Here is a 22,664-nt window from a genome sequence, read left to right as displayed (position 1 = left end):
GCCATTCTTATGATTCCACCTGTTAGCACAGCTTATTTCAATCATTCGATCATCCCTAAAGACAGCTCCGTCCTGCTAAGGCAAGGCCAAAATACTCTGCTTATGAAAGGATGGTTTGATGATGAATCCGTCAGATCCCATTGCCCCGGAAGCCCTGAATCTGTTCAGCGGTGCCAGCGGGGACAATCCGTTCCCTGTATTCGCCCAGATGAGAGAATTGAACGCTGTCATTCCGATCCCGTTTCCGATGGGCGGGCCGGATCGTCAAGCGTGGATGGTCACCCGGATGGAGGAAGCGATGCAGGTGCTCAAAGACCATGCCCATTTCACGGTGGACCCCGCTTCGATCGACGGGAATGAAGATTTCAGAAAGAGCTTAGCCGGCGGTTCGGATGCGTCCGCACCTCCCACCTTTTTCACCGGACACTCCATGCTCACGGTCGATGACCCGGACCACCGGCGGCTGCGGAGCCTCGTATCCAAGGCGTTCTCGCCGCGATACATGGAGAGCCTTCGTCCCCGCGTGCAGGAAATCGCCGACGAACTGCTCGACCATGTCCAGGCGCAAGGCGAGATGGACCTCGTCAAGGACTACGCCTATCCGCTCCCGATCAACGTCATTTCCGAAATGCTGGGCGTTCCACAGGAAGACCGGGAGCAGATACATACCTGGTCGGCCGCTCTCGCCCATGGGCTGGGACTGGGAAGACGCGAGCCGGGCGTTGAAGAGAATATGCGCGCCTTCGGCGAGTACACCGCCCGGCTGGTAGCTTCCAAACGGCGGCAGCCTGCGGACGACCTCATCAGCCAGCTCATCGCGATCGAAGAGGCAGGGGACCGGCTCTCGGAAACCGAGCTCGTGTCGATGATCACTCTGCTCATCTTTGCCGGCCACGAAACGACCTCGAACCTGATCGCCACCGGCAGCCTGATGCTGCTGGATCATCCGGAGCAGCTGGAGAAGCTCAAGGCCGAGCCGAGCCTGGTGCCTTCCGCCGTTGAGGAGCTGCTGCGCTTCAACGGGCCGGCCACCATTGCCGGACCCCGCTTTGCCACGGAGGACATCGTGCTCGCCGGGCAGTCCATCAAGAAAGGCGATGCCGTGATCCCCGTGCTGAAATCGGCCAATCGGGACGAGCGCCAGTTCGACCAGTCCGAACAGCTTGACATTACGCGCCAGATCAACCGGCATCTCGCCTTTGGCCACGGCATCCATATGTGCCTGGGAGCGCCGCTGGCCCGCATCGAAGGGGATATCGCCTTTACTACGCTGCTGAAGCGCATGCCGAATCTGCGGCTGAGCATTCCCCGGGATGAGGTCCCTTGGAACTTTACGCTCAGCTCCCAAGGGCTGGCTGCCCTGCCTGTGGCCTTTTAAATCCATATTCATGTGAAGCCCTTGGGACCCAAGGGCTTTTTCGTATGCGGGATGAAGCCGTGGTAGTCCGATTGGTTTCGTAAAAAGAAAACCACGGACAAAGGAAGGGTATCTCATCCTTTATCCGTGGTTTTTATTGTGATATAAGTTCATTTCGAATGGTTTACTAAGCTGCAGGGAGGACTTAGACGATCCCCTGAGCGATCATAGCGTCCGCTACTTTCCGGAATCCGGCAGCATTGGCGCCTACGACAAGATTGCCATGATATCCGTATTCATCGGCTGCCTGAACGCAGCTCGCATAAATATTTTTCATGATATCATTCAACTTTGCGTCAACCTCTTCAAAGCTCCAGGACATTCTCATACTGTTTTGGGCCATTTCCAGCGCGGATACGGCAACGCCGCCCGCGTTCGCTGCTTTGGCCGGTGCAAACAGGACACCGTTCTTCTGGAAAATTTCGATCGCCTGAAGGGTGGACGGCATGTTTGCGCCCTCACCGATCGCCTTCACGCCATTCTTAACGAGCAGAGCGGCCGATTCTTCGTCGATTTCGTTTTGCGTGGCGCAAGGCAGCGCGATATCGCATGGAACGGTCCAAATGTCACGGCAGCCCTCGACATAAACGGCATCCGGATGTTCATTGACGTAATCTTTAATCCGTTTCCGCTCCACTTCTTTCAGGCGCTGAACCGTATCGATGTCCAGTCCCTTTTCGTCATAGATATAGCCGTTGGAATCGCTGCACGCGACGACCGTAGCTCCGAGTTCTTTCGCTTTGCGCATAGCATAAATGGATACGTTTCCGGAACCGGATACGACGACTTTGCTTCCCTCAAAGGACAGATCGTTGTCTTTCAGCATTTCATCCACGAAATACACGCATCCGTAGCCGGTCGCTTCCGTACGCGCCAGACTTCCGCCGTATCCGATGCCCTTGCCCGTAAGCACGCCGGCTTCGTTGCCGCCCCGGATCCGCTTATACTGCCCGAACATGTACCCGATCTCCCGGGCTCCTACGCCGATGTCGCCGGCAGGGACGTCTGCATCGGGTCCGATATACTTATACAGCTCCGTCATGAAGCTTTGGGTAAACCGCATGATTTCCCGGTCCGACTTGCCCTTTGGATCAAAATCGGAGCCGCCCTTGCCTCCGCCGATCGGCTGGCCGGTCAATGCGTTTTTCAAAATTTGCTCAAAACCCAAAAACTTGATGATGCTTGCATTGACGGACGGATGGAACCGGAGTCCTCCCTTATATGGACCGAGTGCACTGTTAAATTGTACCCGAAATCCCCGGTTGACCTGAATCTTGTTGTTATCGTCCACCCAAGGCACGCGGAATGTGATGAGACGCTCAGGTTCGACCATGCGTTCTAAAATGCCTTCTTCCATGTACTCCGGATGTTTTGCAAGAACAGGTACCAGCGAGTCAAAAATTTCCTTAACGGCCTGGTGGAACTCATCCTCGGAAGGATTCCGGGAAACGACTAAATTATACACATCGTTAACATACTTTTCGGCTGTATTTAAACCCTTCGTATCCATTACACTATTCATAACCCAACCCCTTTTGCACAATTCGCACATTTTTTTGCACTATAACGCTTTGCTTCACTAAATTCTAATGCAGGTTTAGGGGTTTTTTCCAATAAAAAATATTTTTTTAGTCGATTAAATGCATTTATCGGTGCAAAATTACAGCAATTGCTGGCGCAGCTCCGCATCGCTTTTCGCGGATAGATAACCGAGCGGGATATCAAATACCGTTTTGGCGCCAACGGCTCCTTCTTTGGCCAACCGGACGGCCGCTCTGGCATAAGCGGTCAATACGCTTGCGGTGAATTCCGGGTTGCTCTCCAGCTTCAGGCTGAATTCGACGATTTGCTTCGTTCCTTGGCCGGTCACTCCGCTGCGGATCACAAATCCGCCGTGCGGCATCCCGCTGTGCTCGGATTTCAGCTCTTCTTCCGTAATGAAATGAACTGTTGTGTCATAGTCTGCAAAATAGTTAGGCATCTCCACGATCGTCTTTTCAATCTCGGCACGGTCCGCACCCTCTTCAGCAACGACATAGCAAATCCGTTCGTGCTTCTCGCGGGTTGCCAGTTCTGGCGTTTCGCCGCTGCGGATTTGTTCGATGACGCTTTCTACCGGGACGGTATACTGCACTCCTGCTTTGACGCCCGGAACCCGGCGGATGGCATCCGAGTGGCCCTGGCTGACGCCTTTACCCCAGAATGTGTATTCCTTACCCTGCGGGAGAATCGACTCAGCGAGCAGTCTGTTCATGGAGAACAGGCCCGGATCCCAGCCGGTCGAAATGACGCTGACGGTTTGTCCGTTTTTAGCCGCTGCATCCACGCTTGCAAAAAACTCAGGAATCTTGGCATGCGTATCAAAGCTGTCCACTGTGTTAAACAGGGCGGCAATGGCCGGTGTTTGCTCGGGAAGATCGGTTGCGGATCCTCCGCACAGAATCATGACATCGATCGATCCTTTATATTGTTCCACCGTCGATACATGCTCAAATTTGACGCCCGCTTCCGCAGGCATCTGCGACGGATCACGCCGTGTGAATACCGCCACCAATTCCATATCTTCGTTCTGCGCGATGGATGCCTGGACGCCTCGTCCAAGGTTACCATAGCCTACAATTCCAATTCTGATTTTCGATGCCATTTTATGTCCCTCCACTTATTCTGATTATCCTTTTGATTATATGACATGAGATGTCATATGCAAAGCAAAAATACGAAAGAACGAGAAAAAGCCCTTGATCTCCAAGGGCTTTTGCCGATATATAGAAGTATTTACCAAGGAAGCTTGTCATCCATGTAGAAAAATCCGCCGGTCGGGCCGTCCTCAGGTATCGTTGCCAACTGAACAGCCGTTACCGCGCCTTCCTCGGCCGTCAGTTCGGCCTTGTCACCGCCCATGCGGGTCTTAACCAATCCCGGATGCACCGCGTTTACTTTCAAGTTCGTCCCGCTGGTCTTTTGCGCCCAAAAGGCCGTCAGCATATTCAGCGCCGCTTTCGAGGCTGAATAGGCGGGAGTCGCAATACGCTGCGCCAGCTCGTTCGTCAGGATAAATTGCATCGAGCCGAGCGCGCTGCTTTGGTTCACGATCCGCCCTGCCTCACTTTTCAGCAGCAATGGCAGCAGTGCCTCCGTAATAAAATAAGGCGCAAACGTGTTCACTTCAAACGTATCTCTGAAAGCGTCGCCTTCATATCCGGATTTTTCCAGGTGGACGCCTGCATTGTTGACCAGAATATCGAGCCGGCCGTATTCCGTTTCAATCCACTTCGCAAGTTCCACGATATGGGCTTCATTCGTCACCTCCAGCTGAACGCCGACCGCTTCGATCCCCTGCTGACGCAGCTCCGACGCCGCCTGATCCGCCGCTTCTTTCGTCCGTGCTGCCGTTAATACCGTAATGCCCTGCTGCCCCAATTGTTTGGCCACCTCAAATCCGATTCCTTTGCTGGCTCCCGTCACAAGTGCAATTTTGCTGTTGTTCATCTTCATTTCCTCCCTGTTATTGTTTTGATGAAAATGGTCATCGTTATGAAATGATCAAAGAATTTCAAGTGCTTCGTATCGCACGGGCTGCGCCTCAACCAAGTGCTTGACATACGCGGCCTGACTGTCGGCGATTTGCTCATCCGTCACATGATGCGCGTTATGCAGTGCAAAGGGCGGGAGATAGCGGGCGCTAACATAGTTGGCCAGCGCTTCCACCGGCTTTGCGATATCCCTGATTGTAAACAGGTTGTATCCTCCGGGTTGATACGAAGCGGCGGTACCCGAGGTCGAGATGGCAATACCGATCTCTTTCCCCTTCATGCGGTCCCCTCCAGGACCGAAAGCCCAGCCGTAGGTGAGAACCTCATCAAACCACTGTTTGAGGAGCGGCGGCGTGCTGTACCAGTACAGCGGGTATTGAAAAATAATCCGGTCATGGCTCTCCAGCAAACTTTGCTCCCGTGCGACGTCGATCTTTTTGTCCGGATAGGCTTCATACAGCAGGTGTACGGTCGTCTCTGCTTGCTTTTGTGCCGCTTCGGTCCAAGCCCGGTTGATCCGGGAGGCCTGTAAATCGGGATGTGCAGCAATAATTAACGTCTTCATAAAGATCGTCTCCTTTTTTGGGAATGATCATTCTATTAACAATGCGTCATGCTATGCTCATTAAAAAGATTAAGCACGGTTATTTTGAGAATGATCATTCTATAATTATGAAAAAAAATATGTTTTTATTTTTTGACGAAGCGTATCGATACGTCTGCGATCCGCTCCAGTTTTTCTTGGGGAAGGGACGTCCGTTTCATCACTCGAATTCCCACCAGAGCGTTATGAAGGTACTCCGCCAATTCTTCCGCTTCGTATTCCCTTGTAAACTCTCCGTTCTGCTGCCCCCAAAACACGATTTCCCTCACCAGCTGCTCGGCTTTGGCAAATGCCTCCGTCGCCTTTGCGTCCACCTCTTCATCACGGATCCCCAGTTCCACGGCCGAGTTCACGACCATGCAGCCTGGCGGTACGTCTTCATCCCCATGAATCATGTATTGGAAAACAAACTTCAGCGCTTGTTCGGCCGTTTCCGACTGCTTAACCCCTGCGGACATTCTGGCGTTGAACCGTTCCCCAAAGCGGTCGATCGCTTTCAGGAACAACGTATGCTTATCGGTGAACGTATCATACAGGCTTCTGCGGTGAATGCCCATATGCTCGACAAGGTCGTTCATGGATGTCTTCTCGTAGCCCTGTTCCCAGAACAGCTTCATCGCTTTCTCGAGAACGGCACTTTCCTCAAATTCTTTGCTTCTGGCCACCCCGTACACCTCCTTCCGTTATATTATCATTTCGGGAATCATCGGTATAGAAAATCTGTCCTTTCCGCTTCCCTTTCCTTTCGCTTATCTTAGAACAGTATTGCCTATTTCGAGAATGTACATTCTACTTCGAACGCTGTGAACCCTTTTCTTTACGAATTCAGCATAACATATCGGGAACGATCGGTAAAGTATTATTTTTATACATCGGAACACGAACATCTATAATTTGAAGGGTAAACGCTTTAATTTTTAGAGTGCCCCTTATGTTACGATAAGCTTAAACTAACTGCTGGAGGTTGATTATGGCTCTAACGATGCAAGGAGCGTTTTATACCGGCCAATATCGGAATGTATTCCTGGAAGCGGGTTATTCGCCAGAGGAGATCGACGCCAGGCTCGAACAAGCGTGGAATGACCTGTTTGACGGTGCACCTGAGGTTCGGATCTACTTCCCTCTTGGCGAGGATCAAGGTTATGTTCTGGATACAGGCAACTCGGACGTCCGCACCGAAGGCATGTCATACGGCATGATGATGGCCGTTCAGATGGATAAGAAAGACATCTTTGACCGGCTCTGGAATTTTTCCAAATCGTATATGCAGCATAAGGAAGGACGCTACAAGGATTATTTCGCCTGGCACTGCAAGCCGGACGGCACCCGCTTGTCTCCTGGACCTGCTCCTGACGGGGAGGAATATTTCGCAATGGCCCTGTTCTTTGCTTCAAGCCGGTGGGGCGACGGACTCCCGCCGTACGATTACTCCGAGCAGGCGAGGACGATTCTTCGCGCTTGCGTTCATAAAGGCCGGGACCAGGAAGGAGATCCGATGTGGGACCCTGCAACCAAGCTGATCAAGTTCATCCCGGAGTCTCCCTTCAGCGATCCATCTTATCACCTTCCCCATTTCTATGAGCTGTTCGCCGAGCGTGCCGACGAACAGGATCGAACTTTTTGGAAAGAAGCTGCCGTCACCAGCCGGGCTTATCTGCATCTGGCCTGTCACCCCCAAACAGGACTGTCTCCGGAGTATGCGAATTATGACGGCACGCCGGCTGAACCGCAGCCCCATGGCGATTACCGCCATTTCTTCAGCGATGCGTACCGGGTGGCGGCCAACATTGCCCTCGACTGGGAATGGTTCCGCCAGGACCCATGGCAGGTCGGGCAGTCCAACCGGATTCAGCGGTTTTTCCGGGAGATCGAACCTTCCGAATACCGGAGATACCGCATCGACGGGAGCCCTTTCGAAGAGCCGGCCCTGCACCCCATCGGGCTATTGGCTACCAATGCGATGGCATCGCTGGCCGCCGACGGTGAAGATGCGCTCCCCTTTGTTCACAAGTTCTGGAGCACCCCGCTTAGAACCGGCATTCGCCGATATTACGACAACTGCCTTTATTTCTTCAGCCTTCTGGCGCTAAGCGGAAAATATCGCATCTATTAAACATGCAGAGAGAAACTAGAAAACCCTTGATAAACAAGGGTTTTCTTTCTGCTTAATTGCAGTTCCTCCGCTGCTGATCTTTAATCCTCCTTCACATTGCGTATAACCGTCCTTTTCGTGGATTGGGTCGAAATAGACGCCTTAATGTGACTATGTAGAGTAAATAAGTCTTGATCGAAAAATCATCTTAATATAATGTTTATCTTAACGAGAAAAGACATAAGTCGCATACGCGGAGGAATCAAGATGTCAAAAGAAAAGGACCGCGTGTCACCTGAACTCGCTTCCTTACAGCAGGAAATGGTGCACGAGCTGCGCCAGAACAGCACCCGTGCCGTAATGTTCCATCAGCTTATTTCAGAACGATTGGGCTTAAACGCCACCGACCACAAATGCCTGGATTACTTGAATCAAGCCGGACCTGTCACGGCCGGCCAGCTGGCCCAGTTAACCGGGCTTACAACCGGTGCTGTGACCAGTGTCATCGACCGGCTCGAACAAGCGGGTTATGTCATCCGGGATAAGGATCCGAACGATCGCAGACGTGTCGTCGTCAAACCGGTGCCGGAAGGCTCGGCATCCATCTCTCCCTTGTTCCAATCGATCATGCAGTCGACGCTCGAGATCGTCTCGCAGTATACGGAGCAGGAACTGCAGCTGATTTTGAACTTCATCCGGCAGTGCAATGAGATGACTTTAACCGAGATGAACAAGATGAAGAACGAGAAAGACAGGATGAGCTGAGTATGAATCGCCGTCATGAAAGCCGTTTGCGCTCGCAAATGGCTTTTCTTTTGAGCAAAAGTCCGCATTTACTTTGCCATTCTCATTATTTATTTTGCAATTCTCATTTTTCTCACCGCGTTCTCGGCTGCCTCCATAATGACTTCCCCTAACGTAGGATGGGGATGAATCGTCATCGCCAGGTCCTCTACGGTCGCTCCCATTTCGATCGCTAAGGCCAGCTCCGATATGAGGGTTGACGCCTCTATGCCCACGATTTGCGTTCCTTTGACGATCCCCGACGCTTGATCCGCAATGATCTTCACAAATCCTGGCTCTTCTTTCAGCGCCAAAGCTCTGCCATTAATACTAAAGGAAGATTTGCCCACGATAACCGGGATGCCTTGTTCCTTGCATGCTGTCTCTGTCAGACCAACGCTGGCCAATTCAGGTTCGGAAAACACAACAAGCGGAATGGCTCTATAATCCACGATAGAAGGTTTGCCGGCGATAGCTTCTGCCGCAACTTTAGCTTCGTAGGAAGCTTTATGGGCCAGAGCCGGACCTTCCGTAATGTCACCGATCGCAAATATATGCGGAACCGCCGTTCTGCACTGAGCGTCCGTTTCGATCAGCCCCCTGCCCGTTGTCTGCAAGCCGATGTTCTCGAGCCCTAATCCGCCGTCCGTATTCGGTCTTCTTCCGACAGTCACCAGCGCATATTCTGCTCTAACAGTACGCTGCTCATCTTGACACACATAGCGGAGTGTCAGCCCGCCCGCATCCTGTTCTGCATGGACGGCTATAGCCTCCGTAATGATAGTTACACCGTCTTCGTTTAACTGCCGTACAACCGGAGCCACAAGGTCCGCCTCAAATCCGGGCAGCACCTGTCCTCCTCCCTCCAGAATCGTAACTTTGGTTCCGAATTCGGCATACATTTGCCCCAGTTCAACGCCGATATAACCGCCGCCGATCACGACCAGGCTCGATGGAATTTGTGAAAGGGACAACGCTTCCGTGGAAGACATAATACGTCCGCCGTAGGGCAAAGCCGCAAGCTCAATTGGACGAGAACCGGTTGCTAAGATGGCGTGTTTAAAAGAAATCCTTTGTTCGGCTCCCGCTTGTTGAATGGAAGCGGTGTGCTCGTCGATCAAGCGTGCCTCTCCTTCAAGAACCGATACTCCGGCCGTCTTTAATAAATATTGAACTCCACCGGCTTGCTTATTTACGACGGCTTGTTTAAAGCCCTGAGCATCCTCAAAGGAAGCAGCAGCAGCAACTGCCTGATTCCATTGCTTACGCTGCTTGAAGCGATGCGCTTCCCCAATCAACGCTTTGGAAGGAATGCAGCCTGTGTTGGTGCACACTCCGCCGACCCGGCCGCGCTCAACAACAGCCGTTGTCATTCCAAGCTGTGCTGACCGAAGCGCCGCCACATAACCTCCCGGACCCGATCCTATTACCAGGGTGTCTACCGATTTATGGTCAATCATAACTTTGCACCTCCGAAATAAAATATGATGAACGTAATATATTATAATCATCATATTTTAAAACAGTCAATATCCCTGCTTGTTTGCCATGAGACCCAAACAACTGGACTGAGGAAATTGACAGGTTTTATTATGATGCCTATAATATTTTAAAATGCGTATTTTGCCATTAGGAGTGATTGCTTTGCCTTATCCGGAAGGTCACAAATTAAAGGTTCGCGGCCGTATTATCGAAAGTGCAGCCAAAGCCATTCGGGCCAGCGGAGTACAGGGCATCAGCGTTCCCTTTATTATGAAGGGTGCCGGTCTGACGCACGGGGGGTTCTATTCCCACTTTGACAATAAAGAGCAATTGGTCGCTGAAACTTGCCGCTTTGCGATCAGCGAGACCATAGCCCTGCTGCAGAAGGCGGCGGACAAGGAAACGCAAGCACCCAAGATCCACGCAGTCATTCATTTTTATTTGAGTCCGCAGCATCGCGACCAGACCGAGGTGGGCTGCATTCTTCCCGCCCTTTCCGGGGAAGTATCCCGAATGTCCGATGAGGTGCGCGAAGTCTTTACCGAGGAGCTGCAGCGCATGATTGATTTTATCTCTGATCTGGCAGAAGTCGATCCATTGACTGGCCAAGCTTTGCTGAGCCTTATGGTCGGCACGATTGTACTGGCGCGTTCCGTTAGTGATGCCGAGCTGAGTGACAGTTTATTATCGACAGGCAGGCAGCATGCCAAAGATCTTATCAAGACAAGCGTGCAGAGCTAAAATTGAGATTGGGATGGTCACAGCCTTTTTGTCCTCAGACCAACCAATATGATTTTCAAGCCCCGTTATTCGGGGCTTTTTTGATTCTCACAGGTGTTTTCAACCGCAGAGAGTTATTTTTATTGCATTTACAACATAATTCATCCTATAATTTGAATAACGATCATTGAATACATCATGAAAGGGACGAAAACGATTGAAAACCCAAAGAATTAATCTACCTGAAGAGTTAGAGGCTGCATTTGCTATCCGGAGGAACGTATTTGTTGAGGAACAGGGCGTGCCGCTGAATGATGAATTCGACGAGTTTGATACTTTGGGTGGACCATGTGAGCACATCATCGCCTATTATGATGGTCAGCCCGTAGGAACGGGAAGGATACGAATTCATGAAGGATCCGGAAAGCTGGAGCGGATTTGCATCCTGCAGCCTTACCGCAAATTTGGAATCGGGAGAAGGATCATTGCATCGTTAGAAGAAATCGCTAAAGACAAAGGGGTACAGCAGGTTAAACTGCACGGGCAAAGTCAGGCGGAAGGGTTCTATAAGAAACTTGGGTATCGAACTTCCTCGGAGGAATTTATGGAAGATGGCATACCTCATATCCTCATGGTCAAACAACTGACAAATCAACCTAAATAACGATTACGGGAGGGTTGTATGATACATACGTGGCCCTCCCTGGCTTATTTTTAACAGATGCATTATAAGCAGCTGCTCCATGAACTTCTTGGCCTGGTCATGCAATCAGCTGTCGCTTCGGGTCACGTCCAGCGCCATTTCCTGCGCTTTCAAACACAATTCCGCCGCCATAAACGCATGCTCCTGCGTCATGGCATTTTCGGTCCGGTTCAGACAGTCAAGAATGAGTTCTCCAAAGAACGGATATCCAACCTGTCCGTCAACATGAAAATGATATTCACCTTCCTGATTGACCAGGTAGACATGATTGCCGGTCCGGTCGCGGGCGATATCGATATATTTTCTCAGCTCAATATAACCTGCGGTTCCCAATATCAGGGTGCGTCCGTCTCCCCATGAACCTAAGCCGTCCGGCGTAAACCAGTCCACCCGGAAATATTGCGTGGCCCCGTTGTCCCCTAGCAGGGTGGCATCGCCAAAATCCTCAAGCTCCGGATATTCAGGGTTGCTGTAGTTTGCCACTTTACTATGCAGAACCTCCGCTTGTTTACAACCCGCATAAAAAAGAAACTGCTCGACCTGGTGGCTGCCAATATCGCATAGAATTCCTCCGTATTGCTTCTTTTGAAAAAACCACTCCGGCCGGGACGTAGCGTTTAACCGATGCGGTCCGAATCCCGTCACCTGCAGCACCCGCCCGATCGCGCCCTGCTCAATGAGCTGCCCGGCATAAACCGCCGATTCGACATGCAGCCTTTCGCTGTAATAAACCATATACTTTCTTCGGGTTTCACGCACTTTGGCGCGGGCCGACTCCAGCTGCTCAAGCGTTGTAAAGGGGGCTTTATCCGTAAAATAATCTTTGCCTGCGTCCATCACCCGAAGCCCCAGCGCACAGCGCTCCGAAGTAACAGCTGCTCCCGCAACAAGCTGAACCTGCGGATCTGCCAGAATCTCTTCCTCGGAGGCTGCAATCGTTACTTGGGGATAGGTTCGTGCGAATGCTTCCGCTTTGGCCCGGTCACGGTCATAAACCCACTTTAATGTAGCGCCTGCCTCGATCAGTCCGTTGACCATTCCATAGATGTGCCCATGATCGAGCGCCACCGCGGCGATCACAAACTCACCCGGCCCGACTACTGGATTCGGTTTTCCTTTCGGGGCATAATTCATTCCGTCGTTCTTCTGCATCTCCTTCATCCCTTTCACGTTAAGGTTGTCCATCCCGATGATCGGGATTTACTGTTCGCCTGACGTTTGTCTATTCGTTACGCTGCCGTAACGGCTCCCTGTTGTTATTTTCAAATCCGCAAAATTTTCAACGCTGCTGCCCTTTTCGTAAAAATGTGGTGCATTCTTCATCAGGCCCTCCCGCGTGTAAAAAGGATCGTCCTGCTGCAAGGGAAGTTTGACCTTTTCTCCGGTGCTTGCGGACTTGTAAATGCTCATAATGAGTTCCAACGTATTCCGCCCGCTGATTCCGTCAATCATGACCGGCGCCCCCGTCTCGATGGCATTCAGCACATTGTCGATCTGCGCCGTATGGCCTTCGTATGGCAGATCCGGCAGCTCGCTGTAATATTGCTGGATTTTCTCCTCGAGAGAGGGTTCCCTCTCCGGGAAGCCGTTCGGCAGTGACCTGGAAGCCGTGACCCGCCACGGCGCCGAGATCCGGGCATGCTCACCCTGGAAAATAAACTGCTGTTCTTCACCATGATGAACGACGGAGCTTGTAATTTGCCCTAAGCTGCCGTTCGGATATTTTAAAATCGCGATGGACAGATCCTCCACTTCCGCATTGTCATGCGCGACGTTGCTCATATAAGCCTGAAGCTCGCTGGGCTGACCCAGCATCCAGAGCAAGGCGTCAATATGATGAACCGCATGGTTCAGCGTCGGACCGCCTCCCTCCTTCTCCCACGTGCCGCGCCACCATAAATCGTAATAGCAATGGCCCCGCCACCAGAACGAATCCACCTGGGCATGAAGAATTCTGCCGGCCAGTCCGCTGTCCACAACGTGCTTCAGCTTCATAATCGGATTTCTGAAGCGATTTTGGGCAATGACGGACAATACTTTCCCGTTTTGTTCCGCAGCTTTGATCATGGCGTCGCATTCTTCAAGAGAGGAAGCCATCGGTTTTTCCACGATCACATGACTGCCTGCATTCAGAAAATCAATAGTAACGGGCGCATGAACAAACGGAGGCAGACAAACGGAAACCAGGTCGATCTCCTGATCAAGCAGTTCCTTGTAATCCTTAACGATGACAGCGGCCAAACCGTATTGCTCCCGCTTGGCTTCAGCCTTCTCGGGATAAAGATCACATAACGCAACAATTTGGCAGCGGTCCTTCAACTCCAGATAACCTTCGATATGAGCGGACGAAATCGCCCCGGTCCCTATAATCGCAACCTTAATCATCCCTTTAACCTCCCATGAACTTCACTCATTGGCATATAAGGATATTAACTGAAGCTGCGAGAACATTGTGCTTCGCTGTGGGGGAAAAAATAACACTAGATTGCGGTTCTGCGATAGAATACATTCGAAAGCGAGTACATACGGGGGAAGAAGGAGGCAGCGGCCATGTCTTTTGTAGCGGGTAACTATAGCGAGGTGCCCCTGCATTTTGCCTATAAACGAAAAAGCGTCAACGATGAGCATAAGGAAACCTTCCACTCCCATCTCGGGGTGGAAATATTGTTGATCCATCAAGGGAAAGGGACGATGATCGTCAATAACAACCGCTACGACATCAAACCGGGCATGCTCTGCATTTTTCAGCCTTATCAGCTTCATCATCTCAAGCTCGAATACGACGAAGGCCAATGCTTCGAACGCTCTCTCGTGACCTTTGAACCGACGATGTTTGAGTCTTATTTTGAAAAATGGCCTTCGCTTCATACCTTTTATCGATTCTTGTATTTAGGGGAACTCTCAGTTCCGTGCTTGTATGACACCGGGGATGAGCTCCACATCCTGGACGCTGTCTACAAAAGCTTGGATAATCAATTACCCGCGCTTTCAGAGGCGGAAAGATATGAGGAATTTTCTTTATTTCTCGTCATGCTGTACCGTTCGATCCAACACGTATGGGATCAGCGGACGGAAGCCGGGCTGCCGAAACCGGCCCTTCGCCAAAATCATCAGGTGGAGCACATATTGACATGGATCGAGGCCAACTATACGTTACCGTTTCGGCTGGACGACATGGCCAAGTCGCTGCATTTATCTCCCTATCATGTATCGCATCTCTTCAAAGAGGCGACAGGCATCAGCATCTCCGAGTACATCATGGCCCGCCGGGTCCATCAATCCGTTCTGCTGTTAACGACCACGAAAAAACCAATCTCGCTCATTGCTGAGGAGATTGGTTTAGCGAACAGCTCTTATTTTTGTAAATTGTTCAAACAGCGCATGGGTATTACGCCACATCAGTATCGGAAGAAGTGGGCCAGGGCTTAAAATTAAAAAAAACAAACAAAAAAACCCTTGATTCCCAAGGGTTTTCTTCTATGGAGCCTAGGGGGATCGAACCCCTGACCTCATCGCTGCCAGCGATGCGCTCTCCCAGCTGAGCTAAGGCCCCTTATCATTTTCTACTGATTTATTATGTATCAGCGACTCTTATAATTTATCAAAGATTTATGCATGTGTCAACAAAAAAAATCAAAAAAGATTTTGGAGCTCATGCAAGTGTTCAGCCTTATGCTCTCATGACATGACCACCGCCAAAAGCAAAAGAGGCCCTGGAAGGCCCTTTTGCTCTTTAAGATGGTTGCCGGACCGGCAAAGCAGCATGCTCCCTTACGGTTAGTCTTCCACCGTATTTTTGGACAGCAGCCCCTTCAGCTCTTTCATGAACATGTTGATATCTTTAAATTGGCGGTAAACCGACGCAAAGCGGACATAAGCCACCTCATCCACGGGATACAGCTGCTCCATCACCAGCTCGCCGATCTGCCGGCTCTCCACCTCCGCCACGGCGGTGTTGCGCAGTGATTTCTCCACCTCGGAGACGATCATGTCGAGCTGCTCCACGGATACCGGGCGCTTCTCGCAGGCACGAATCAGGCCGCGGAGGATTTTATCCCGGCTGAACTCTTCCCGGCTTCCATCCTTCTTGATGACCATCAGCGGCGTTTCCTCCACCATCTCAAACGTGGTAAAGCGCCGGCTGCACTTCTCGCACTCACGCCTGCGGCGGATCGATTTATTTTCGTTAGCGGGCCGTGAGTCCAGCACTTTCGTGCCGGCATAATCACAGTACGGACATTTCATGGTAAACTCCCTTCCTTTGCAAATCACGGTGTATATAGAACAAAATCACGAACATTCACAGGGTCCGAATACCGCGAACCCTTATCCCGTCAGGGATTAACTTGCCGCCTCACCGAAATGTATTAAATTTCCAACAAAAACTTTTCAAAAAGAGTAATGAACTTTTGAGCTTCGAGACATAATACATTTACAAACAGCGAGGAGGTGAACAACAATGGCTTCCAACAACAACAGCTCCAACAACCTGGTAGTACCTAAAGCTACCGCAGCCCTGAACCAATTGAAATATGAAGTCGCTCAAGAACTGGGTATCAGCATCCCACAAGACGGATACCAAGGCAACATGACTGCATATGAGAACGGTTCGATCGGGGGACTTATCACTAAACGTTTGGTGACCCTGGCTGAACAACAACTGGCTGGTCAATTCTAATTCGGTTTGATACCCGAAGAAGTGTTGGAGACGCTAACCTAGCTTCTCCAATGCTTCTTTTGTTATGTTTAGCGACAGAACAGTACTCCCTTTAAAACTCGCTGTATATCCGCGTGTACTGATTGTAGTAATAAATGACCCGCTGGACGTAGTGCCGGGTTTCCCCGATGGGAATATTTTTGACCGAGTCGTAGGTCCCGTCCCATACGCCCCTTTTCAGCCAACCGTCCACTTTACCAGGCCCCGCGTTGTATGCGGCGATCACGGCAATCCGGTTTCCTTTAAACTGCTCCGACAGCGTTTTGAGATACCAGGTGCCGATTTCGATGCTGGCCTCCGGCTCATGCTTAATATGGTCCAGCGTCACCTCCGGAAGCTTGGCCTTTTCCATCGCCCAATTGGCCGTATCCGGCATTAACTGCATCAGGCCGAGAGCCCCCTTCTTGGACTCCTTGCCCAGCTTGTAATTGGATTCCACCCGGATAATTGAAGCCACCAGAAACGGGTCGACGTCATAACGCTCAGCCTGCTCGCGAATGTTCTCTTTATAATGAATCGGGTAAAACCACGACATCCAGTTCGTATTAAAAAACAGGATGACGACAAATCCTAAGAACAACAGAAGAAGCACTCTTTTTTTGCGTAAAAACTTCATAGCAGGCCCTTCCGGTTCCAAAATTCATCCACTTGGCGCTCCGTCTCGGAAGGTTGTCCACTGTTGTCGATCACAACGTCGGCCCGCTTCTTCTTCTCTTCGATATCCATTTGGGAACGAATCCGCGCGACCGCTTCATCCTTCGTCAGCCGATTCCTCTCCATCAGGCGTTCCACCTGAACCTCAAACGGGGCATAGACCAGCAGGACCTGCTCAAACATCGCTTCCAGACCCGATTCAAACAGGAGCGGGATGTCCACCACTACCAGGCGGTCCGGGTGCTCCTGTTCAAAGGTGTGCATCTGCTCCCGGATCTCCTGACGGATCGCAGGATGCGTAATATCGTTCAGAGCTTTGCGCTCGCCCGGATCGTGAAACACGATATCCCCCAGGCGTCTGCGGTCCAGCGTTCCGTCCGGAAGGAGGATGGCTTGTCCAAAATGCTCGACGGCCGCCGCCAAAACCGGATGACCCGGGAGCATGACTTCCCGGGCGATGACGTCGGCGTCAACAAGCAGCGCCCCCTTGCTGACTAAGAGGGCGGATACGGTACTTTTTCCTGTCGCTATTCCTCCGGTTAACCCGATGTTCATATCCTTAACTCACCTCATAACAGCTTCATTATTCCCATTACAATTAATAATATTGCCGGCAGCACCGTAAACCGGCGCATCCACGTTCGGGACGCAAAGCGCAGACCCGTCTTCATTCCGACGACCAAAAAGGTGCCGCTGAAGAGAGCGATCACGAAGGCGGTCAGCAGCGGCGAAAAGCCGAGCAATGCCGCACCTAGACCCGCGCCGAACGCATCCAGGGACAAGGCGATGCCAAGCCACATGGCCTCCCATCCGGAGATGCTGCCCGACTTATCCATATCCGCAGAAGACGGCGTCCGCAAAATGCGGATCACGACGCCCAGCTTCCGGATTTCCAGTGAAAACACCGTCTGTTCTGGTGCTTCATGCTGGGCAGGGTCCAGTGTACCTTCTCCGCCGGAGCTTTGCAAGCCTAGCCCCTCCATCCCGCTGGTTTGGGCGTCTTTAGCCTGCTTGGCGAGCTCTGCGTCTTTGGCTTCCAAGACTTCTTTGCCTTCCCCGCTTTTCTCCTTCTGGATCCACATCTGTACCAGCGACCACGAGCCCATAATAATCAGGATGACGGCTCCAATGATGGAGGCGATCGAAGGGGATACGAATTGGGCCAGCAGCACGCCCACCTGCATGGACACATAGATGATGACCCCGGAGCACAAAGAAATAATCGCTATCGATAACGGCGAAATCCTCATTTGACGAAGGCCGTATGTAATGCCGACACCAAAACTGTCCAAACTTAATGCTAACGCAAGCAGCAGCAGTGCAAGAACATGACTGAGCACCCCGTTCCCTCCCTGTGACAGAAGCGGTGCCCCGAAAAAGCCTGTAGTATGGATCAGGCATTCGGAAGCCCCGCTTCATAAGATATCTCTACCTCAGTATATGGAGGGTACAAAAAAGGGGTGCACGCCCAGTTCGAATTGTTACGATTTCAAGGTTTGGCAGGACGGGCAGAAATGGGTTCCGCGCCCGCCAACGACCGTTTTCTCCACGGCGGTGCCGCAATTTACACACGGCTGGTTCTGCCGGCCGTAAATCTTCAGCTGGTGCTGGAACATGCCCATCTCACCTTGTCCATTGACATAAGACTTGATGGACGATCCCCCCACCTCAACCGACTCGGCAAGCGTGGCTACAATCGCCTGATGGAGCGCTTTAAGTTGTCCATCCGTCAACGTATCAGCCGGCTGCTCGGGGTGAATGCCCGCCCGAAACAGCGACTCATCCACATAAATATTCCCGATGCCGACGATATATGCCTGGTTGAGCAGGACTGCCTTGATTTTGGTCTTCTTCCCCTTCAGCGTTTCTTTGAAACGCTCCAGCGTAAACGCCGAATCCAGCGGTTCCAATCCCAGCTTGGAGAGCGGGGGGAGCTGGAATTCCTCTCCGGGCTGGAACAAATGCATCGTTCCGAACTGCCGCACATCCTTGTACCGCAGCTCGGTGCCGTCGGTAAAGTGGAAAATGACATGCGTATGCTTTTCCACCGGATCGCTGCTCTGGTATACCCCGTATCGTCCCTCCATCCGCAAATGGGAGACGAGCACAAGCCCGTCCAGCAGGATCCGCAAAAATTTGCCGCGCCGCTCCACGCCTTCAATGGTGTGTCCGGCCAGCATCCACGCAAACTGATCTATATCATCGGGGCGCTGAATGATCCGCGCCAAATGGACACTAACGCGGTCAATCGTCTTTCCCTTCACGAGCTGATTGAGTGTTCTTTTGACTGTTTCGACTTCCGGCAATTCCGGCATGATGACTTCACCTCAACCTCTATTATAGCGTAAGACAACCCCACAAAGTGGCGCTTTTCTTCGAAGCCTGCTCCGAGTACTTCGCGGAGCTCCCGTAAAAATCTGAATTACGGGCGCTTACGGAGCCCTTTATTTCGCCTCGTACCAATTGACTCCGTAGCTCACTTCGGCCTTGAGCGGTACGGACAGGGCCAGCGCATGCTCCATCGTCTCCGGCACCAATTTTTTCATGAGCTCCAGCTCTTCCTCAGGGACTTCGAATACCAATTCGTCATGCACCTGAAGCAGCATGCGGCTCTTCAGCTTCTCTTTGGCCAGCGCCGCATCCATCTGAACCATAGCCAGTTTGATGATATCGGCGGCAGTGCCCTGGATCGGCGTGTTCATCGCCGTCCGCTCGGCGAAGGAACGCAGATTGAAGTTGCTCGCATTGATTTCCGGCAAATAACGTCTGCGCTCCAGCAGCGTGGTGACATAACCGTCGCGCTTGGCGTCTCTGACGATATCGTCCATATATTTGCGAACGCCCTGGAAGGCGTCGAAGTATTGATCGATAAATTGGGCCGCTTCCTTCCGGGTAATGTTCAGGTTCTGGGACAGGCCATAGTCGCTGATGCCGTACACGATGCCGAAGTTAACCGCTTTGGCGGACCGGCGCATATTGGCGTCAACGTCTTCGGCTTTAACACCGAACACGTCCATGGCCGTCTTCGTATGGATGTCCATATCGTGCAGGAAGGCTTCCTTCAGGCCTTCATCCCCTGAAATATGGGCCAGCACCCGCAGCTCGATCTGCGAGTAGTCGGCGGCCAGAATGTACCAGCCCGGTTCGGATGGCACGAACACCTTGCGGATTTTCCGTCCTTCTTCCAGGCGGATCGGAATGTTCTGCAGGTTCGGGAACTGGCTGCTGAGACGACCTGTAGCCGCAATCGTCTGGCGGTAATACGTATGCACCTTGCCCGTTTCCTCCGAAATTTCCTTCAGCAGGCCTTCCACATACGTCGACTGAAGCTTGGCGATGGTCCGGTACTGCAAAATCAGGCGTACGACATCGTGATACGGTGCCAATTTCTCCAGCACTTCGGCGTCGGTGGAATAGCCGGTTTTGGTCTTTTTCACGACAGGCAGACCCAGTTTGACGAACAGAATCTCTCCCAGCTGCTTCGGCGAGTTGAGGTTGAACTCGGTGCCCGCAATTTCATAAATCTGCTCGACCAGCGACTTGATCTGGGACTCGAATTCCGTTCCGAGCGCCTTCAAATCATCCTTGTTGACCGCGATGCCCTGCTTCTCCATGTCCGCCAAAATCCGCGACAGCGGCATCTCCAGGTCATGGAACAGCGAGCTCATCTCATTGTCCGCAAGCTCCTTCTCCTGAAGCGGAATGATCTCCAGCAGCGCGGCGCTCTTCCGGGCCAGATGCCCGCTCAGCACGTCCAGCTCCGGCACCTTGTATTTCGCGCCCTTGCCGAATACGTCCTCATCCGCCGCCAGCACCGGCAGGCCGTATTTGGATGCAAGCGCGTTGACATTCTGGTTGGCTTCCGTCGGATCGAGCAAATACGCGGCCAGCTGCACGTCAAACGACGCCCCGGCAAACGCGATTCCCTTCCAGTAAAGCGCCAGATCCGTGCGGTGCAGGTCATATCCCCGTTTCGGAACATCCGGGTTCCCCAGCCACGTCCGCAGCGGCTCCGCCCAAGACTCGTTCATTCGCTCGAACGGAACGTAGTAATGCTTCGGCTCGGCGGAGAACATGACTCCGATCACGTCGGCGTGATGCGGGTTCTCTCCGCTGGTCTCGACATGAATAAGCTGCACGGCGTCCAGTGCACCGATCAGCTCGTCCGCATTTTCGCCGTCAACGACGGTGACCTCGATCTCCCGTTCGGCAGCCTTGGCCTGCTCTTCTTCCGAGTGCGTGTTACCGTCCGCATGGAAGGACAACCGCTCCAGCAGCGATTTGAATTCCAGCTTGGCGAGCGCAGGCCCTGCCGTTTCTTCCTTCAGACCCGGGAATACCATCTCGTTAAACGACTTGTCCAGCGGCACCTCGCGGTAAATGGTCGCCAGCTTCTTGCTGAGGACCGCATCATCGGAATGGGTTTCGATCTTTTCCTTCATCTTCCCCTTCAGCTCGGCCGTATTGGCCAGCACTTCCTCGACCGATCCAAATTGGTGCAGCAGCTTGAGCGCTGTTTTCTCGCCGACGCCCGGAATTCCCGGGATGTTATCCGAGGGGTCCCCCATGAGGCCCTTCAGGTCAATAATTTGAAGCGGGGTCAGTCCGTAACGCTCCTTGATTTGCTCAGGTGCGTAGGTTTCGATTTCCGTTACCCCTTTGCGTGTCAGGCCCACCTGAACATGGTCCGAAGCTAGCTGCAGCATATCCTTGTCCCCGGTCACGACGAGAATTTGCTGCCCTTCCTCCTCGGCGATGCGGGAGACGGTCCCGATGATATCGTCCGCCTCGTAACCGCTCAGCTCATATTGGGCGATGCCAAAGCTCTGCAGCAGCTCCTTGAGCAGCGGGAACTGTTCCGACAGCTCCGGCGGCGTCTTTTCCCTTCCTCCCTTGTATTCCTGGTAACCTTCGTGGCGGAACGTCGTTTTTCCGGCGTCAAACGCAACCATCATGTGCGTCGGCTTATGGTCTTCGATCAAACGCAGAAGCATATTCGTAAATCCGTACACAGCATTCGTATGCAGACCCTTGGTGTTCGTCAGCGGGGGCATTGCGAAAAATGCGCGGTAAATAATACTGTTTCCATCTATCAAAATCAGCTTGTTCATTGGGCACCTTCCCTTTATCAAACGTCCTTCATTTATGATACCATACACGCCCCTTTTCGAGAAAAAATAAGGCCGTTTTGCCGCAAATCTTCTAAGCGTAATTTCTGTCAATTCCTTGACGACAAAAAAGGAGCTTCCCGCCTGTGCGGGTCAGCTCCTTGATCTCATATATGATGATGTTATTGATTCAAATCAGGACGCCGGCCGGTGACGAGATACACCGTGCTCTCCCCGATATTCGTGGCGTGATCGGCGATCCGCTCGATGTACCGGGCAACCAGTGTGAGCAGCATCGCTTGCGACAGCGTTTCGGGATTCGAGGCGATATAGCCGTACAATTCTGTGATGATCCGGCTGTAGAATTGGTCCACCTGATCGTCGTCCTTGGCCATTTTATAAGCAAGGTCGGTATTTTCGTCCAAGTAAGACGTAATAGACTCCTCGATCATCACTTGCACCAGATCAGCCATTTGCGGAATGTCGATCAGCGGCTTGATCAGCTCCTGCCCCTGCAGCCGCAGCGTCACCTTGGCAACGTCCAGGGCAAGGTCTCCCATGCGCTCAAGGTCGCTCGAAATTTTAAAGGCTACGAGAATTCTCCGCAAATCCTTGGCTACCGGCTGCTGGGTGACGATCAGGCGAGAGCCGATGTCCATGATTTCCTCTTCCATCGCGTTCAGCTTGGCGTCATCCTTGACGATTTGCTGTGCCTTCACCGCATCGAGCGTTTTCAGGCTGATAACCGCCTCTTCCAAAGCATGAACCACATGCGCGCCCATCTGGCGAAGCAACGAGCGCAGTACCTCTAAATCCTGATCCAACTCTTTTCTCCGAATCATCGCTGCCCT

The 22,664-nt window shown here is 52.2% G+C and carries 22 protein-coding genes and 1 tRNA gene; 7 read left to right on the top strand and 16 right to left on the bottom strand.

Features of this window, described 5'->3' with window-relative positions; all coding sequences use genetic code 11:
* The first annotated feature begins 118 nt into the window (after nt 1–118).
* The gene (locus MKY74_RS11030; protein ID WP_244169269.1) at nt 119–1,378 is read left to right on the top strand and encodes a cytochrome P450 family protein; all 1,260 of its coding nucleotides are present in this window, start codon (nt 119–121) and stop codon (nt 1,376–1,378) included.
* Between the two features lie 184 nt (nt 1,379–1,562).
* On the opposite strand, the gene gdhA is transcribed toward MKY74_RS11030, so the two are convergent.
* The 5 genes from gdhA to MKY74_RS11005 form a co-directional block, all read right to left on the bottom strand.
* Complete coding sequence (gdhA, locus tag MKY74_RS11025; RefSeq protein ID WP_373309577.1) at nt 1,563–2,927, bottom strand: NADP-specific glutamate dehydrogenase; 1,365 nt, start codon at nt 2,925–2,927, stop codon at nt 1,563–1,565.
* 150 nt (nt 2,928–3,077) lie between these two features.
* On the bottom strand, nt 3,078–4,061 hold the full coding sequence (locus MKY74_RS11020; protein ID WP_076170438.1) for a diaminopimelate dehydrogenase: 984 nt from the start codon (nt 4,059–4,061) through the stop codon (nt 3,078–3,080).
* A gap of 131 nt (nt 4,062–4,192) precedes the next feature.
* The gene (locus MKY74_RS11015; RefSeq protein WP_076170439.1) at nt 4,193–4,906 is read right to left on the bottom strand and encodes an SDR family oxidoreductase; all 714 of its coding nucleotides are present in this window, start codon (nt 4,904–4,906) and stop codon (nt 4,193–4,195) included.
* A gap of 54 nt (nt 4,907–4,960) precedes the next feature.
* Nucleotides 4,961–5,515 carry an NAD(P)H-dependent oxidoreductase gene (locus MKY74_RS11010; RefSeq protein ID WP_076170440.1) on the bottom strand — a complete coding sequence of 185 codons (555 nt, stop codon included), beginning with the start codon at nt 5,513–5,515 and terminating at the stop codon, nt 4,961–4,963.
* A gap of 125 nt (nt 5,516–5,640) precedes the next feature.
* A complete protein-coding gene (locus tag MKY74_RS11005) occupies nt 5,641–6,219 on the bottom strand; it encodes a TetR/AcrR family transcriptional regulator (RefSeq protein ID WP_076170441.1) in 579 nt (192 codons plus the stop codon).
* Between the two features lie 305 nt (nt 6,220–6,524).
* Here MKY74_RS11005 and MKY74_RS11000 point away from each other — a divergent pair, with 305 nt between their 5' ends.
* On the top strand, nt 6,525–7,667 hold the full coding sequence (locus MKY74_RS11000) for a glycosyl hydrolase family 8 (protein WP_076170442.1): 1,143 nt from the start codon (nt 6,525–6,527) through the stop codon (nt 7,665–7,667).
* Nucleotides 7,668–7,913: 246 nt separating this feature from the next.
* The gene (locus MKY74_RS10995; protein WP_076170443.1) at nt 7,914–8,411 is read left to right on the top strand and encodes a MarR family winged helix-turn-helix transcriptional regulator; all 498 of its coding nucleotides are present in this window, start codon (nt 7,914–7,916) and stop codon (nt 8,409–8,411) included.
* 89 nt (nt 8,412–8,500) lie between these two features.
* Here MKY74_RS10995 and lpdA read toward each other — a convergent pair whose 3' ends face one another.
* Nucleotides 8,501–9,889, bottom strand: a complete 1,389-nt coding sequence (gene lpdA / locus MKY74_RS10990; RefSeq protein ID WP_076170444.1) for a dihydrolipoyl dehydrogenase — start codon at nt 9,887–9,889, stop codon at nt 8,501–8,503.
* A 184-nt stretch (nt 9,890–10,073) separates the two neighbouring features.
* Between lpdA and MKY74_RS10985 the strand changes: the two genes are divergently transcribed.
* A complete protein-coding gene (locus MKY74_RS10985; RefSeq protein ID WP_076170445.1) occupies nt 10,074–10,652 on the top strand; it encodes a TetR/AcrR family transcriptional regulator in 579 nt (192 codons plus the stop codon).
* Nucleotides 10,653–10,848: 196 nt separating this feature from the next.
* Nucleotides 10,849–11,295: a GNAT family N-acetyltransferase gene (locus tag MKY74_RS10980; RefSeq protein ID WP_076170446.1), complete on the top strand. Its 447-nt coding sequence runs from the start codon at nt 10,849–10,851 to the stop codon at nt 11,293–11,295.
* Between the two features lie 105 nt (nt 11,296–11,400).
* Here MKY74_RS10980 and MKY74_RS10975 read toward each other — a convergent pair whose 3' ends face one another.
* Together MKY74_RS10975 and MKY74_RS10970 are read right to left on the bottom strand one after the other, a co-directional pair.
* Entirely contained in the window at nt 11,401–12,486 is a 1,086-nt protein-coding gene (locus tag MKY74_RS10975; RefSeq protein WP_076170802.1) for a Gfo/Idh/MocA family protein, read from the bottom strand.
* 48 nt (nt 12,487–12,534) lie between these two features.
* Entirely contained in the window at nt 12,535–13,719 is a 1,185-nt protein-coding gene (locus MKY74_RS10970; protein ID WP_076170447.1) for a Gfo/Idh/MocA family protein, read from the bottom strand.
* A gap of 165 nt (nt 13,720–13,884) precedes the next feature.
* Between MKY74_RS10970 and MKY74_RS10965 the strand changes: the two genes are divergently transcribed.
* On the top strand, nt 13,885–14,763 hold the full coding sequence (locus tag MKY74_RS10965; RefSeq protein WP_076170448.1) for an AraC family transcriptional regulator: 879 nt from the start codon (nt 13,885–13,887) through the stop codon (nt 14,761–14,763).
* 51 nt (nt 14,764–14,814) lie between these two features.
* Here MKY74_RS10965 and MKY74_RS10960 read toward each other — a convergent pair.
* Nucleotides 14,815–14,887 (bottom strand) — tRNA-Ala (locus MKY74_RS10960).
* 224 nt (nt 14,888–15,111) lie between these two features.
* Nucleotides 15,112–15,579: a transcriptional regulator NrdR gene (gene nrdR / locus MKY74_RS10955; protein ID WP_076170449.1), complete on the bottom strand. Its 468-nt coding sequence runs from the start codon at nt 15,577–15,579 to the stop codon at nt 15,112–15,114.
* A gap of 214 nt (nt 15,580–15,793) precedes the next feature.
* On the opposite strand from nrdR, the gene MKY74_RS10950 reads away from it, so the two are divergent.
* The gene (locus MKY74_RS10950; protein ID WP_076170450.1) at nt 15,794–16,012 is read left to right on the top strand and encodes an alpha/beta-type small acid-soluble spore protein; all 219 of its coding nucleotides are present in this window, start codon (nt 15,794–15,796) and stop codon (nt 16,010–16,012) included.
* Between the two features lie 91 nt (nt 16,013–16,103).
* On the opposite strand, the gene MKY74_RS10945 is transcribed toward MKY74_RS10950, so the two are convergent.
* From MKY74_RS10945 to phoU, 6 genes are all read right to left on the bottom strand, one after another.
* Complete coding sequence (locus MKY74_RS10945; protein WP_076170451.1) at nt 16,104–16,667, bottom strand: lytic transglycosylase domain-containing protein; 564 nt, start codon at nt 16,665–16,667, stop codon at nt 16,104–16,106.
* On the bottom strand, nt 16,664–17,260 hold the full coding sequence (gene coaE / locus MKY74_RS10940) for a dephospho-CoA kinase (RefSeq protein ID WP_076170452.1): 597 nt from the start codon (nt 17,258–17,260) through the stop codon (nt 16,664–16,666). Before coaE ends, MKY74_RS10945 begins: the two co-directional genes overlap by 4 nt.
* Before the next feature lie 14 nt (nt 17,261–17,274).
* Nucleotides 17,275–18,045 carry a manganese efflux pump gene (locus MKY74_RS10935; RefSeq protein WP_076170453.1) on the bottom strand — a complete coding sequence of 257 codons (771 nt, stop codon included), beginning with the start codon at nt 18,043–18,045 and terminating at the stop codon, nt 17,275–17,277.
* Nucleotides 18,046–18,186: 141 nt separating this feature from the next.
* Nucleotides 18,187–19,020, bottom strand: a complete 834-nt coding sequence (gene mutM / locus MKY74_RS10930; RefSeq protein WP_076170454.1) for a DNA-formamidopyrimidine glycosylase — start codon at nt 19,018–19,020, stop codon at nt 18,187–18,189.
* 129 nt (nt 19,021–19,149) lie between these two features.
* On the bottom strand, nt 19,150–21,816 hold the full coding sequence (gene polA, locus MKY74_RS10925) for a DNA polymerase I (protein ID WP_076170455.1): 2,667 nt from the start codon (nt 21,814–21,816) through the stop codon (nt 19,150–19,152).
* A 179-nt stretch (nt 21,817–21,995) separates the two neighbouring features.
* The gene (gene phoU / locus MKY74_RS10920; protein ID WP_076170456.1) at nt 21,996–22,655 is read right to left on the bottom strand and encodes a phosphate signaling complex protein PhoU; all 660 of its coding nucleotides are present in this window, start codon (nt 22,653–22,655) and stop codon (nt 21,996–21,998) included.
* Between the last annotated feature and the right edge of the window lie 9 nt (nt 22,656–22,664).

The sequence above is a fragment of the Paenibacillus sp. FSL R5-0378 genome (assembly GCF_038009285.1).
Classification (GTDB): domain Bacteria; phylum Bacillota; class Bacilli; order Paenibacillales; family Paenibacillaceae; genus Paenibacillus_AQ; species Paenibacillus_AQ favisporus.
Note: the sequence above shows the minus strand (reverse complement) of the source record. Positions and strands in the feature narration are given on the sequence as shown.